The sequence below is a fragment of the Dyadobacter flavalbus genome (assembly GCF_006149045.1).
Taxonomy (GTDB): Bacteria; Bacteroidota; Bacteroidia; order Cytophagales; family Spirosomataceae; genus Dyadobacter; species Dyadobacter flavalbus.
In genome coordinates this window covers 1-13,856 of sequence record NZ_VBSN01000052.1, presented here as the reverse complement: position 1 = coordinate 13,856, position 13,856 = coordinate 1, and the positions used below count along the sequence as shown (strand labels likewise).

At 48.2% G+C, this 13,856-nt stretch carries 10 protein-coding genes; 5 read left to right on the top strand and 5 right to left on the bottom strand.

Annotated features, from left to right (window positions below):
* Positions 1-285: 285 nt before the first annotated feature.
* Entirely contained in the window at positions 286-846 is a 561-nt protein-coding gene (locus tag FEM33_RS18900) for a recombinase family protein (protein ID WP_139013564.1), read from the top strand.
* A gap of 256 nt (positions 847-1,102) precedes the next feature.
* Here the strand turns inward: FEM33_RS18900 and FEM33_RS18895 are convergent, their stop codons facing one another.
* Together FEM33_RS18895 and FEM33_RS18890 are read right to left on the bottom strand one after the other, a co-directional pair.
* A complete protein-coding gene (locus FEM33_RS18895; RefSeq protein WP_139013563.1) occupies positions 1,103-2,017 on the bottom strand; it encodes an IS3 family transposase in 915 nt (304 codons plus the stop codon).
* Complete coding sequence (locus FEM33_RS18890) at positions 2,014-2,415, bottom strand: helix-turn-helix domain-containing protein (protein WP_139013562.1); 402 nt, start codon at positions 2,413-2,415, stop codon at positions 2,014-2,016. Before FEM33_RS18890 ends, FEM33_RS18895 begins: the two co-directional genes overlap by 4 nt.
* Positions 2,416-2,706: 291 nt before the next feature.
* Here FEM33_RS18890 and FEM33_RS18885 point away from each other — a divergent pair, with 291 nt between their 5' ends.
* On the top strand, positions 2,707-4,173 hold the full coding sequence (locus FEM33_RS18885) for a Fic family protein (RefSeq protein ID WP_201747802.1): 1,467 nt from the start codon (positions 2,707-2,709) through the stop codon (positions 4,171-4,173).
* Between the two features lie 818 nt (positions 4,174-4,991).
* A complete protein-coding gene (locus FEM33_RS18880) occupies positions 4,992-6,035 on the top strand; it encodes a helix-turn-helix domain-containing protein (RefSeq protein WP_139013561.1) in 1,044 nt (347 codons plus the stop codon).
* Between the two features lie 483 nt (positions 6,036-6,518).
* Here FEM33_RS18880 and FEM33_RS18875 read toward each other — a convergent pair whose 3' ends face one another.
* From FEM33_RS18875 to FEM33_RS18865, 3 genes are read right to left on the bottom strand one after another with little or no spacing between them, the layout of a single operon-like run.
* A complete protein-coding gene (locus FEM33_RS18875; RefSeq protein ID WP_139013560.1) occupies positions 6,519-7,850 on the bottom strand; it encodes a TolC family protein in 1,332 nt (443 codons plus the stop codon).
* 3 nt (positions 7,851-7,853) lie between these two features.
* On the bottom strand, positions 7,854-10,949 hold the full coding sequence (locus FEM33_RS18870) for an efflux RND transporter permease subunit (RefSeq protein ID WP_139013559.1): 3,096 nt from the start codon (positions 10,947-10,949) through the stop codon (positions 7,854-7,856).
* Positions 10,946-12,037 carry an efflux RND transporter periplasmic adaptor subunit gene (locus FEM33_RS18865; RefSeq protein WP_139013558.1) on the bottom strand — a complete coding sequence of 364 codons (1,092 nt, stop codon included), beginning with the start codon at positions 12,035-12,037 and terminating at the stop codon, positions 10,946-10,948. Before FEM33_RS18865 ends, FEM33_RS18870 begins: the two co-directional genes overlap by 4 nt.
* Before the next feature lie 131 nt (positions 12,038-12,168).
* Between FEM33_RS18865 and FEM33_RS18860 the strand changes: the two genes are divergently transcribed.
* Complete coding sequence (locus FEM33_RS18860) at positions 12,169-12,813, top strand: TetR/AcrR family transcriptional regulator (RefSeq protein ID WP_229214315.1); 645 nt, start codon at positions 12,169-12,171, stop codon at positions 12,811-12,813.
* A 228-nt stretch (positions 12,814-13,041) separates the two neighbouring features.
* Positions 13,042-13,308: an MBL fold metallo-hydrolase gene (locus FEM33_RS27095; RefSeq protein ID WP_139013565.1), complete on the top strand. Its 267-nt coding sequence runs from the start codon at positions 13,042-13,044 to the stop codon at positions 13,306-13,308.
* Positions 13,309-13,856 lie beyond the last annotated feature (548 nt).

The following is a 13,856-nucleotide window of genomic DNA, read 5'->3' as shown; positions in this document are numbered from 1 at the left end:
TATGTACCAATATAGGTTGATGAGCTTATCTCTGAAGCTGTAACAAGATACGTAAAAAGCATAATTTACGCTACTCCAGTTGTCTTGAGTATTCAATGGTACCCGCACAATCATTCGATTTCAGGACGGGTTAGCCTATGGTATGTCGCAAATAACGTCCGTTTCGTGCGACCAGGCCCGGGATCATATTTTGATCCCTTTTTCGGCAAATAAATGTCTTAAATCGTTATCTCACTTTTCATCGTCTCTTTTTTGTATCTTGCACTGAATTAGTGAGACGCTACAATGATTTTTGGATACGCCAGGGTTTCCACCCAAGACCAGAACCTTGACCTGCAAATTGACGACCTGAAAAGATCCGGCTGCGCCAGGATCTTCCGTGAGAAGATATCCTCGGTAAAAGAGCGCCCGGAGCTACTCAAACTTTTGGATACAGTCAGGGAAGGTGACACTATTGTCGTCTGGAAGCTGGACCGGCTGGGCAGGTCACTTAAAGACCTGATCGGATTGATCAACGAATTTCAGGAGCGCAAGGTCGGTTTCAAAAGTCTGAACGATGCTATTGATACGACGACTGCCCAGGGCAGGCTTATTTTTAACATCTTTGCTTCGCTGGCCGAGTTTGAGCGGGACATGATACGTGAGCGTACAAAAGCTGGGCTTTCTGCCGCGCGTGCCCGCGGGCGGATGGGTGGAAAACCAAAAGGGCTTAGTAAAGAAGCGCGCTCGAAAGCATATGCTGCCAAAGCTTTGTATGACAAGCAGGATAAAACGGCCCAGGAAATCGGCAATATTCTTGGCATTAGCCGGGCAACTGTTTACCGCTACCTGAAAGAGGTCTCCTAGCCTACCCTATTATACTTTTATATTGTGTCGTCCTGAAAAAACCTTACAGTTTTTGATGATAATCCTAATAAAACTTGACGTGTCTTTTTGTTAGTCCTGCAATACCTTTACACCAAGATTTTCTTAATTCTGAGATTACTTTACACACTAATATAAGTGTTTCAAGCTCAGGCCTTGTTGGCTGTCTTGAACATTTTTCTTGTCATCCCTCACCTGAAGGGGATGCAAGAAAAATGTGGTAGCTGAATCGGGCGATTTATGAGTCAGCATGTTCACTGACATTCTTCCTTTTTCGCTGATATCGCCTCCAACGCTTTGTTAACATGCCCTGATGCGAATGCGCCTGATCAGGGGTTAAGTAGTCTATGCTCGCATGCGGCCGCTTCATATTGTATGCATGAATGATTTTAGCGATAGCTTTGACAGCTTCTCGGTGATTCTGGTAGACACGCTTGGGGAAAAACTCATTTTTTATTATCCCGTTTACCCTTTCAGCAAGCGCATTATCGTAAGGACTACCACTCTGCGTCATGCTTATGGCGATATTTTCTTCTTTGAGAATATTCACATATTCGGCCGAACAGTACTGAATTCCTCGATCCGAATGATGGATCAAAAAGTGCGTAGGGTCACGTTTTCTTGTGGTAACTGCCATTTGTAGTGCATTTATACATCCAATCGCCTCTAGGGTTGGATAAAGGCAGTATCCGACAATTTTCCTAGAAAACGCATCTGTTATTAAGCTCAAATAGCTGAACCCCTCCAATGTCTTTATGTAAGTCAAGTCACTAACCCACAATTGATTAGATCCAGTTACAATGAGATCTTTGATTAAGTTAGGGTACTTTTTTAACCAGTGAGATGAATCTGTGGTCTTTACCATTCGCTTTCGCCTTCGTATCAGAAGTCCATGGAAACGAAGTAGGTCAAACAACTGATCTCTTCCAATTGTAACACCATGCTCGGATAAAGCCGGCAGGAGTAAGAAATGTAGTTTTCTAGTTCCGATTAATGGAATGTCGTTCCGATAATCGCTCACAAGTGATAAAACTAGTGAATGGATTATCGATGTCTTCCTTTCATGCGATGCTGCCTCATAATAAGCCTGACGTGTGACGCCAAACAGTTCACAAAGACTCCCCAGGCTCTCTCCGGGATGTTTCTGCCTCATTTTTTTAACTGTTTGGTACCAGACTTTTTTCTGATTTTAATATGAAGCTCCTGCTCACTTACCTCAATTAACGTCTGCAGAGAGCTAATTTTTAGGTTTGCCTTCGCAAGCTGTTTTGTAAGATTCTCGACCTGTTTGGCCAGAATACGGGTCTTGGTGCTTTCAGTCATATCGCTATCGGCTTCTTCTACCACATCGTCAGGCTTAATAGCAAACGATGAATAATCGTCAATCCATGCACTAACGCTGTTGCGGCTCAGGCCATATTTACGAGCAGCTGCGCGTTGACCAAGTAACCCCGAATTTACCTCGCGAACAATCCGCTTCTTTTCCACCTCAGTAAGTCGTTCCCAAGGCTTTCGATTTTTGATCGTAACTTCCTCCTTTTTTGCTTTCATCCGTTTTCGCTTCTGTGTAAAGCTATTTCAGGACTATACACAAGTAGTGCTTTTCAATGCATTACAGCTAACCTTCGAATTACAGGCAAGGTAAAAGCGATCAGGTCGCAAAAAAAGGAAAGTTGCTGACCCCTCTGCAGCTCTATCTAGGTCTGCATCTGCATTCGTAGATTTCAATAACTAAAATGCCTCTAACCTGTATTATTAGAAAATTTTCTACCAATACAGGTTTTTATTGGAAATTTTTCCGGCTCGATACTAGTTTTGCATTTGTTAATAGAAAGAATTCTTATGATTAGATTACAAGAGGTGCTTTTTGGATCCTCAGACAAAACCGAGTCTGCTAAAGTCAGTGCACTGGAGAAAAAAGGTATAATTCGGAAGATAGCTCCTCGCATCTACACATCAAACCTACAAGAGCGTCCCGAGGTCATTATTAAAAGAAATTGGTTTAGGATTCTATCCAATCAGTTCCCAGGCGCAATACTAAGTCACCGTAGCGCATTGGAGTTTATGCCGGTAAATAGTGAGCACATCTTTGTTACATACAGCTATACACGAAAAAACCACTTACCTGGTTTCACAATCCACTTCCAGCAAGGGCCGGCTCGGCAAGAAAATGACAACGTATTTTTTGAAAATCTATATGCTTCACAGGAAGCACGGGCCTTTTTAGAAAATATGCAAGAGACCAGAACGAGAAACGATCTTTCTAAAACGCTTCCAATCTCAGACATCGAGGAAAGACTCGATCTAATCATTAGATCCAGGGGCGAAGAAGCAGTTAATGCTATCCGCGACGATGCTCGAAGACTGGCTCCCATTTTAGGCATGGAAAAAGAGTTTTCCAAACTTAACCTTATGATAAGTACGCTCTTGAATACTGGCGATTCTAGGAGCCTTCATTCCCCTGTTGCGATAGCACGATCACTAGGAGAGCCATTTGACCCACAAAGAATCAAGTTATTCGAGATACTATACCAAGCTTTAAGCGGTAAAACATTTCCTGTTTATGCCGATAAAAACTTCTCGCTGACAGCATATCGAAATTTTGGGTTTTTCGAAAGTTACTTTTCCAACTACATCGAAGGAACTGAATTCGCGGTTAATGAAGCCCAACAAATTATTCAGACCGAGACTCCCTTGCCTGAACGGGACGAAGACTCTCATGATATTTTAGGTACATATCAAATTGTTTCAGACAGGCACGAAATGTCGATAACTCCCGCTTCGCCTGATGATCTATTACAGCTACTAAGAAACAGGCATGCGACATTGCTACGAGCTCGCATATCTAAAAAGCCAGGGCAGTTCAAGGATAAAAATAACCGAGCAGGCAACACCGAATTTGTAGATTGGCAATTGGTCGCAGGTACCTTGAAAAAAGGATTCGATTGGTATTCCCTTCTTAAGGATCCTTTTGCTAAGGCAGCGTACATGATGTTTATGATCAGTGAAGTTCATCCGTTTCTTGATGGAAATGGTAGGATTGCAAGGGTGATGATGAACGCTGAACTCTCTTCAGAAGGGCTTTCAAAGATCATCATTCCTACTGTTTACCGAGAAGACTACATGGGTGCATTACGAAAGCTCACCCGCCAGCATGATCCCGCCCCCTACATTCGCATGCTTCTGAGGACCTTTGAGTTCAGTTCATATATCTATGGGGAAGACCAGTTCAATATGGAAAACCAATTAATCCAGTCCAATGCCTTCCAGGATCCAGAAGCTGCCAAGCTAATAATTATTCCACGCTAAGTTCTAGCCTCTCAATAGATTGGACAAACCTTTCACACACTAGGAAACTATTTGAAACCAGTGTTAAGCATCCCATGGAATATTTAGGTAGTCAAATTTGGAATATTTTATTAAAAGTTTTTGGAATATTTCTCTTTCATTTTTTGGAAATTCAGCTAGCTTTGTGCTAAACGAACTTATACCAAAATGAGAAGAATCTTAACCTATGCAGAAGCGCATGAAATCGTATCACCGATGTATGACGACTTGGCTGATTGCATCCAAAGTAGTTTTGCTGAACATCTGACTATGTGCGATTTGGCCAATCAATTCGGCCGGCCTGTCTCCTATGAAAATAGGACGAAGGCGAACATCATACATGATCACCTAAAATCTCATGTGACTGAAAAATTTCCATATAGCAACGTGTTCGAGGTTGACAAATGGAACAACATATTCGGCGTCAAGGTAAACAATGACGTGTTTATACGGTTCAACAAAATCAATGAAAGCCGCAAAATCAGCTGTCGTAAAACAAATCAGTATATCAGCTATATGAGGCAAGGGGAAATTCAAGGGTTTCCCGCAAGTCCAACATTACTTTTTGCTGGATACTTGCCTGACGAGAACTGGACTTCAATCAGAGGAATTTACTTACTATGTCCTGATAATGAGAACGTTCTACATTAGTCATATGAATTGGATCGTCGCAATAGCAGCGAACAACTGTCAGTCTTCGAAAGAAACGAAGGGCGCAAAAGAAAGGTTAAGCTTAAACTCTCCGATGACGAAATCTACGAAACACTCAACATCAGGAAATCTGGCACGAATGACTAAGTATGAAATTCAATGAAAAAACATTAACCCTCGCCCGAGAATCTCGCGGGTATACCCAAAAGCAACTTTCTGAGAAATCAGGGGTTGCCCAGGGCACTATTTCTAAAATTGAACTGGGACAGCTCTCTGCTCCTGAATACTTAATAGAATTATTTGGTAAGGCACTAAACTATCCAGTCGACTTTTTTACTCAGGAGCCTTACTTCTATGTTCGAGGACATTACCGGTCAAAACAATCTGTATCAGACAAAGCATCAAAAATGTATTTGGCAAAAATGACCATTGTCGAACGCATTTTTACAACCTTACAGACTGCTGTCGAACTGCCAGAGCCCAACGTGCCAAGTTGGGATATCGATGTCGATGGCGGCAGTCCAGCAATGGCTGCTTTATTTGTCAGGGATAAATGGAAAATACCAAAAGGCCGTATCAACAACTTAACTGAATTGGTCGAAGACAATGGAATTTTAGTAATGCTGCTCGATCTGGGTGAAAAGGATGGTTTTAGCACATACTCAGACATCAAGTATCCTGTTATATTCCTTAATAACAGACGGACCTCGGACCGGCTTAGGTTTACGCTTGCCCACGAGCTGGGGCACCTAGTTTTGCACTGGGGTAGGAAGGATCATGGCCGTGACGAAGAGCAGGAAGCGCACGAATTTGCAAGCGAATTATTAATGCCAAGTCAAGACATACAACCGTATTTAAACAAGCTCAATTCCAGCACCTTGACTGATCTAAAAAGGTACTGGAAAACATCAATGGCCTCTATTGCTCGAAAAGCAAAAGATTTGGGCACAATAACCCAAGACCAATATTATTATATGATGAAGGGCTTTTCGGCCAACGGGTATCGCACTTTCGGCGAGCCGGAACTTTTTGAGCCTGAAAAGCCAACAATTTTAAGTGATATCGTCGAGTTGTATGTCAACGATCTAAATTATACCAAGCAAGAACTGGCAAGCCTTTTACACCTTTCTTTAGACGACCTCGACGAATTGCTATTCAACAAAGCAAAACTCTTTCAAATATCAAGAAATTAAGCCCCTTAATGGGGCTTAATTAATATGGTAGGTAGTCATCATATGCCCACCAACGAACTTTAAAATCAACTAGCACTTCATTGCGATTTTCATCTAGCATATAAAAACCAGGCTTATACTCTCCGTCATCAATGCTATTATAAGTTGCAGATGCCTGTTTTTCCCCATCTTCTTTACTTGATAGCACCTGTAATTGAGATCGTATTATACACTATACGTTCATTTAGGCCAGTGATAGCGTCAGTTGTTCATCACATTTGAGTCGTTGCACAATCAGGTGTTTAGTCTGATCGCTGTGGGGATGATTTTCAAACGCCTTCTCTACCACTTCGTAAATAGCCGGGTAATCGGCTGGCTGGGCCTTTCGAATCAAAAAATCCTGCATCATACTACCGGCAAACGTTGTCTGGGGAATACATAGCCTGTTTTGTACAATTACAAAGAGGCAAGAGTGAGTCCTTTAACCATTATACTCCCCGCATCTTACTTCCCACTCAACCGTTCCAGATCCGAAACGGCCAGCCGGTAGGCCAGCTGCGCCGAGTACAGGTCGACTTCGGCTTTGCCAAGCGCGGCCTGGGTTTCCAGCACTTCGCGTTTGAGGGCCAAACCAGCTACCAATCGGTCCGATTTCAGCTTCAACTCATCGCGCCGGTATTGGGCGGCCTGGGCTGCAATCGGGATCAGCGACTGGGCCTGAAGGGCCTTGCGGTAGGCTTTCCGGACTTCGACCGACAGATGTTCGCGCACATACTGCTGGTTTTCTTCGGCCTGCTTTTGCTGCGCCAGCCGCTGATTCACCGTCGATTTACGTTGACCGAAATCCAGGATGCGGTAGCTCAGCTGAAGCCCCAGAAAGTAGTTGTTCTGCGGTACATCTGAAAAAACGTTCTGGAACACGTATCCGCCGGCCGCATTCAGGTTTGGCAGGTAATCTTTCCGGGCGGCGTGTACCCCCAGGTCCGCTTTCTGGAGCGTCTGGTCAGCTTCCAGTTGGTCGGGGCTGCTGGTTTTGGCCGTTTCCAGGTAGGTGGCCAGCGGTGACAGTTCCATCGGGGCTTCGTCTACCCCGCTGACGGTCAGCGGTGTTTCGGCGGGCTGGCCCAGCAGCTCGTTCAGATCGGCGGTATAATCTTCGATCTGGTTACGGGTCTGGAGCAGTTGCTGCTGCTGATTGGCCAGATCGGCCTGCAGCCCCACTTTGTTCACAGCGTCGGTTTTACCCGCCAGCAACGCACTTTCGATATCATATAATTTGCTCTGGGTCAGCTCGATCGTTGCCTGAATCTGTTGTTGCCCCTTTTGGGCAATCAGTAACCCAATAAAAAGCTTTTCGACGCCTTGCCGAATAGCCCGTTCGGCCTGACCGACCTGGGTTCTGGCCAGCGCTGCATCGGTCCGGGCCACTTTGATGCCTTCTTTGATTTTACCGATCTGACTGATGGGTTGTATGGCCATTACATTACCCAGAAACAGGTTATGCCTGGCTTCGAACAGCGTCAAATCCTTTTGCGGCAACGGGATAGGGGTCGTACCAGGCAACACCCCGATAGAACCGCGCGGCAGGGTCAAATCACGGGTTATGCCGTTGTAGGCATATAGGCCGTTAGCCAGCACATAGGGATATAGTTTGCTGCGGGCGTCACCGATTTTGGCATCAGCTTCATCGACCTTGTAACGGGCTATTTTCAGCCGGCGATTTTGCTGGATGGCCTGCTGCTGCGCCTCCGGCAAGGTTAGCGGCGTCGTTTGCGCCCATAAAGGACTGGCCAGACTGGTCAGCAGAAAAATGAAAAGGGAATGTCTGTTTTTCATGATCTAGGCTGGCTCTTGCGCCAGTTGCGCTTTGTCTTTTGGTTTTACTGTCATTACAAACAATACCGGAATTACCAGCAGCGTCATCACCATGGAGAAAACAACCCCCACCGCCAGCACACTCGCCAGCGGACTCCACATGGGCGAGCCCGACAGGATCATCGGCACAACGCCAATGGCCGCAGCCATAGTGGTCAGAAAGATGGGCCGCAAACGGCGTTTCCCCGCTTCGATAGCCGCTGTGCGGACATCCATCCCTTTTGCGATCAGCTCGTTGGCATAATCGACCAGGATAATGGCGTTCCGTACCACAATCCCCGACAGGCTGATGAGCCCCATAAAGGCCGTAAACCCGAACGGATTGTGGGTGAGCAGCAGCCCCAGCAGGGCCCCGAAGATGCTCAACGGAATGGAGGCCATTACCACCAGCGATTCTTTCAGGTTGCGGAACTGGAACAACAGGATCAGGAAAATCAGCACCAGGCTAATGCCCAGCGCTACGGTCATCTGGCTGAACGTAGCCCGGCGGTTTTCGTCTTCGCCCCCGTATTCGATGCGGTAGCCCGCAGGCAGTGCAATCCCCGCAATCTGCGGCTTGATGGCTTTCAACACTTCCGAAGGGAGCGTCGTGCCACTGGTCTCGGACTGAATGGTCAGGGTACGCACCCCGTTGCGGTGCATGATCCGGCCTGTTTGCCACTGTGGTAACAGATCGGCAACCTGCCGGAGCGGCACGCTGCTTCCCGTAATAGGCGAGGAGAGGTACGTATTCTGCAGATCGGAGAAGTTCCGCCGGTTTTGCTCGTCGAGTTGCAATACCAGGTTGACTGGCTGATCGCCCTCATAAATCACTGAAACCGGTGCGCCCGAAAAGCCCGTGTACAGACCGGTGGCTATACCCGTGGTGGTAAATCCCAGCCGGGCCGCTTCCTGGTTCAGCCGAACGCCGACACCGTAGTAATCTTCGCGGAAATCGCTGCGAACCAGCATGCTGCCCGGAGCTTTCCCGACAATCTGCTGAACCCGGGCACCAATCCGTTCCAGTTCGGTCAAATCGCTGCCGATAATACGGACTTCCACGGGCGCAATCATCAGCGACCCCTGTTGCATCAGCCGCACGCGGGGTGTCCCGCCAGCAGCTGCCGATGCCACCTTGCCGGTCAGTTCCTGGGCCATCTCTTCGGTTTCGGAAGTGGTATGCGTGTTGATCAGAATCTGTCCAAAGTTGGTGACCGGCGGTTCGGGCGAGAAATTGTAGTAGAACCGGGGCGCACTCGTACCAATAAACGAGGCGTAACTTTCGACCCGTTTGTCTTTGTTGATCAGGCTTTCCAGGCGCGCCACAGCCTCCTTTGTTTTGGCGAGTTTGGTACCCGTAGGCATCCAGAGTTCCAGCACGAACTGGTTGCGTTCGGCGGCCGGGAAGAACTTCTGCCGGATGCCTTTGAACAACAGCCCCGAAGCGGCAATAGAAATGAAGGCGAAAATCAGCGTAGCGGCCCGGTGGTCTACGCACCAGCCGATGGCCGAGTCGTAGCCGTCCTGCATGTAATCGAGCAGGGATTTTTTCTTGCGTTTTGGTGCGGCTTTTTCGTCCGTACCCGCCACGTGGTGCAAGCCTTTTTTGATGAAGGTGTAACACAGGAACGGCGTCAAAAGCATAGCCACCACAAACGATGAAGCCAGGGCAATGGAGACCGTAATCGGCAGCGAAAAAATAAACTCGCCCACCGACCCGCTCAGAATCACCATCGGCAGAAACGACGCGATGATCGTAGCCGTAGCGGTCAATACCGGCACTACCAGATCGTTGGCACTGCGCCAGGCGGCCGTCCAGCGGTCGATGCCTTCGTCGAGCAATTCCACGTAGTTGTCGGCAATCACAATGGCGTCATCAACTACCATGCCCAGCACGACAATTAGAGCCGCTAGCGACACCTGATGGAGTTCGATACCGAAGGTGTGCAGCAGGGCGAAGGTAACGGCCACCGTAACGGGAATGGCCATAGCGGCCACGGCGGCAATGCGGAATGGCAGCAGAATGATGGTGACGATGACGACCGAAACAATAGCCAGGAAAAATTCCCGGATAAAATCGCTGACGCTGTGCTGCACTACGTGCGGCTGGTTGACAATGGTAGCCAGTTTGATCGAACTGGGCAGATTCTGCTGGATCTCGGACAATTTATCTGCTACCTGATCGCCAAACTTCACGATATTGTTGCCTTCCTGCATCTCTACCGACAACATCAGCGAGCGGTGGCCGTTGACGGTAATCTGTGATGTTGGCTCCGCATATTCGCGTTTGATGACAGCTACATCGCCCAGCCGGATCACCGACCCCATGGGCGTGGTGCCGACCACCTGACGGGCGACTTCCTGTTCGGTATTATAGTATCCTTCGGCATATAGCGGCACCTGGCTTTCGTCGGTCTTGACGTTGCCCGCAGCCTTGATGGCGTTTTGCGCCTGCAACACCTGGACGACCTGCGTCCATTTGACCCCGTACTGGGCCATCTGCGCCGAGTTGGCGGTAATGGTAATCTGCTCTTTTTGCTGACCGTATCTTCGGATTTTCGACACCGCTTTCACGGTCCTGAGACCGTCTTCAATGCGCTTGAGGTAATCGTCCAGTTGTGAATAAGTCAGCTCGTCGGACTCCAGCCCGATCAGCATCGCGACCGTATCGCCAAAATCGGTGTTAACAACAGGCCCCTGCACGCCCTGCGGCAAATCGAGCACTTTCGCCTGGTTGAGATCATGCCGCAGCTTCGACCAGAACACATCAGGGTTTTTGACGTTTTCTTCCAGTTCGACGTTGATCACTACCGCCCCGTCGCGGCTGGTCGAGTAGGTTTTTTCTTTGCGCACTTCGGCGTATCCAAACAGGTACTGTTCCAGTTTGCGTGTGACCTGATCTTCGACCTGTGCCGAGTTGGCGCCGGGGAAAAGGGCAATGACCAGCCCGGTTCGGATCGTGATTTTTGGGTCTTCCCGGCGGGGCATCGTCAGCAGGGAGTAGATGCCCACTGCCACCGTCAGCAGTACCACGCTCAGGGTCACCTGCGGGTATTTCAGGGATGCTTTGATGGGGTTCATCGGGCAGGCTGGTTAAATTGAATCGATGCGCCGTCCTGGAGTTTCTGCGCCCCGCCCGTCACAATCAGCTCATCGGCCCTTAGCCCCGAGGTAATCTGCACGTCGCTGGCGTACAGCTGCCCGATGGTGACTTTCCGCCTGAATGCCTGCTTCTTAGGTATATCGACCACGAATACATAAGTCGAGCCGTCTGCATCGCGCTGAACGGCATTGCCGGGGATCGCTAATGCCTGGGCGCGGTGGGTCGAGGGGAGCTGCGCGTCGGCAATCATGCCGGGGCGAATTTTCAAGGCCGGATTGGCCAGGTCAATCTTCACCGAATAGGCCCGTGACGCCGGATCGGCCACCGCGCCGATCAAGGATACTTTCCCGGTAAAGGTTTGCCCCAGAGCCGGAATCGAGACCTGGGCCGATTGCCCCAGCCGAAGCTGCCCCACTTCCGATTCGGGTACTGATACGCGGACTTTAATGGGCTGGATGTCGGCAATCTGGAACAGCGGTTGTCCCTGAGGGATAATTTCGCCGGCGTTGGCCCCTTTACGGGCCACAATACCCGAAATGGGCGAGAACAGGTTGGTTTCCCTCAAATTCTTGGCCGCCAGTTGCTGACGGGCTTTTACTTCTTCCAGCCCCGTTACCGCTTTTTCGTAATCGCTGGGAGTTACGCTGCCGCGTTCTTTCAGGATCGTCAGCCGGTCATATTCGTCCTGCACCCGCGCAACGTTGGCGTTGGCGATGGTTACGCCCAGCTGATAATCTGTCGGCTCAACAGAGGCAATGAGTTGTCCCGCCCGGATCGTCTGGCCTTCCTGAATGGTCACCCTGTTTAGTTTACCAGCCACCATAAAGCCCAGATTGACCGTTGTTTCGGCTTCTGTGGCACCACTGAGGGTAAGCTGGTCGTTGGTGGATGCATTGGATACCCTTCCCACCACAACGGGTATGGCTTCGGATTGCTGATTTTTTTCGGAAGCGGCATCCTTCTTCTTGTCGGCAGCCGGCTGACAGCTGCCCAGCCAGAATACCGTCACCACGCAAACCAGATACAGGCGCTTTGTGTTGTAGAGCGGGCAAGTCTTTTTGAACATATAATTAAAAGGGCTAAAGTTCAAATGCTGCCAACAACAAGTCAGCAGGCGTGTTTAATGATGTTGCAAATATAATATATTTATACTAAATTTGTTTTCTTAGTTTCCCAAAATAAAAAAATTAGTTGATTTTGAGCACCAAACCCAGCACCAGTGAGCGGATCGTCACCGCTGCCATGAGCCTTTTTCTGCGCTATGGTTATAGCCGCGTTACGGTGGACGATATCGTCCGGGAATTAGTCATGAGCAAGAAAACGATCTATAATCATTTTCCGAACAAATCTGCCATTCTGCTTTCATGCATTGACTCGTTTGTCAAAACTTTCCGTAAGCAGGCTGACGTGATTCTTGGGAATGCGAAACTGCCATTGCGGGAGAGACTAAATTTATACCTGCGGCACATTGGCCTGAGCTTTACCAACATCAGCCAGGAATTTATGCAGGACATCAAGCGCAGCGAACCCGAAGCCTGGGAACGCCTGTGCAGTTACAGACGGGATGTGCTGATGCACCATCTGGGCGGAATGATGGACGAAGGGGTCAGGATTGGCTATATCCGTGACGATGCGAGCCGGTACCTGGCCATTCTGGCCTACATTGGCGCGTTGGAACAACTCGACGACCCTGATTTTGTAGCCCAGTTTCCCGCTTCGTTTGCACAGACCGTGCCCGGTAACGCCCAGGATCGGGCAGATCAACTCATCAAGCTGCTACTGCACGGGCTGCTAACGCCGGCATTTTGGAATGACCACGCAGCAGTGCGAAGCCTCATCTGATAGCAATTTATCGCAGCTAGTGTTAGCGGCTTATTAATGAATATTCACATTGTTCTTTATCAAGTTGATATAATGCAGATTGTCCCCTTACTGGAAGGTGTATTTTCGGTAGATGCCACCAAGGCATCTATTCCGTTTGCCCCTCTCTCAAAGCAATTTTCGGATCGACCAGTACGCAGTGTCGTGTTGGCTGTTCAATCTTTTTTAGTCTATACTTAGCACGATTATATTCTCCTGGATACCGGACTTGGTTTATCCAGAAATAATCAGTTGCTTCTTGTCAAAACCCTGCAGGAGCATTGTGTCGATCCAGAGCAGATCACAAAAGTAATTCTGTCTCATTTGCACAAAGACCACACAGGCGGGATTGGTTATTGGCCGGAAGATGGTTGCTTCACGCTGACGTTTGGCAAGGCGAATTACTTTATCCAACAGCGTGAGCTGGTTTTTGCGCGGCAGCTAACCGGCATCCCTAGTATCATCAGCCACTGTTAGCTGCGCTGGCTATCATCCACAGATAACCTTTTTGCACACTGATACGGGCTGGATTGGCGACCAGATCAGGTTTACAGTAAGTGGTGGGCATACTCCCTTTCACCAAACTATTCTGATTCGGGAAGGTGACCAAACCGTTTTCTTTGGAGCAGATGAGTTACCACAGTCCAGCTACATTCAGCAAAATTTTGCGTATAAAATGATTATGACGGTAAGCGAGCAATGGACTCAAGGCGGCATTGGACAGAGCAAGCAAAGGGAAAAGATTGGACGTTATTACTATACCACGATTCCACACAACAGATTATTCAAGGGCAAGAGTTAGCTGCTAAACATTAGTTCTTATTAAGCCCATTATTTTTTCGGCTATTTTGGGATAGACCAATGTCTTTTGTTTGTTTTGTACAACTACAAACGACCCCTCCTATGTTTACAAACTTAACTTAGTCGAAAGTATAAAAGTTAGATTTGTAAGATAAAGTGATAAAAGGATGAGAGCAGATTGACCCCTCAATAACTCAGGTAGTATATTGGTATTAAGAAATTGC

Bases quoted from the DNA above. Each gene is read 5' to 3' on its own strand.
- FEM33_RS18900 (WP_139013564.1), top strand. From the start codon at position 286: ATGATTTTTGGATACGCCAGGGTTTCCACCCAAGACCAGAACCTTGAC.
- FEM33_RS18895 (WP_139013563.1), bottom strand. From the start codon at position 2,017: ATGAGGCAGAAACATCCCGGAGAGAGCCTGGGGAGTCTTTGTGAACTG.
- FEM33_RS18890 (WP_139013562.1), bottom strand. From the start codon at position 2,415: ATGAAAGCAAAAAAGGAGGAAGTTACGATCAAAAATCGAAAGCCTTGG.
- FEM33_RS18885 (WP_201747802.1), top strand. From the start codon at position 2,707: ATGATTAGATTACAAGAGGTGCTTTTTGGATCCTCAGACAAAACCGAG.
- FEM33_RS18880 (WP_139013561.1), top strand. From the start codon at position 4,992: ATGAAATTCAATGAAAAAACATTAACCCTCGCCCGAGAATCTCGCGGG.
- FEM33_RS18875 (WP_139013560.1), bottom strand. From the start codon at position 7,850: ATGAAAAACAGACATTCCCTTTTCATTTTTCTGCTGACCAGTCTGGCC.
- FEM33_RS18870 (WP_139013559.1), bottom strand. From the start codon at position 10,949: ATGAACCCCATCAAAGCATCCCTGAAATACCCGCAGGTGACCCTGAGC.
- FEM33_RS18865 (WP_139013558.1), bottom strand. From the start codon at position 12,037: ATGTTCAAAAAGACTTGCCCGCTCTACAACACAAAGCGCCTGTATCTG.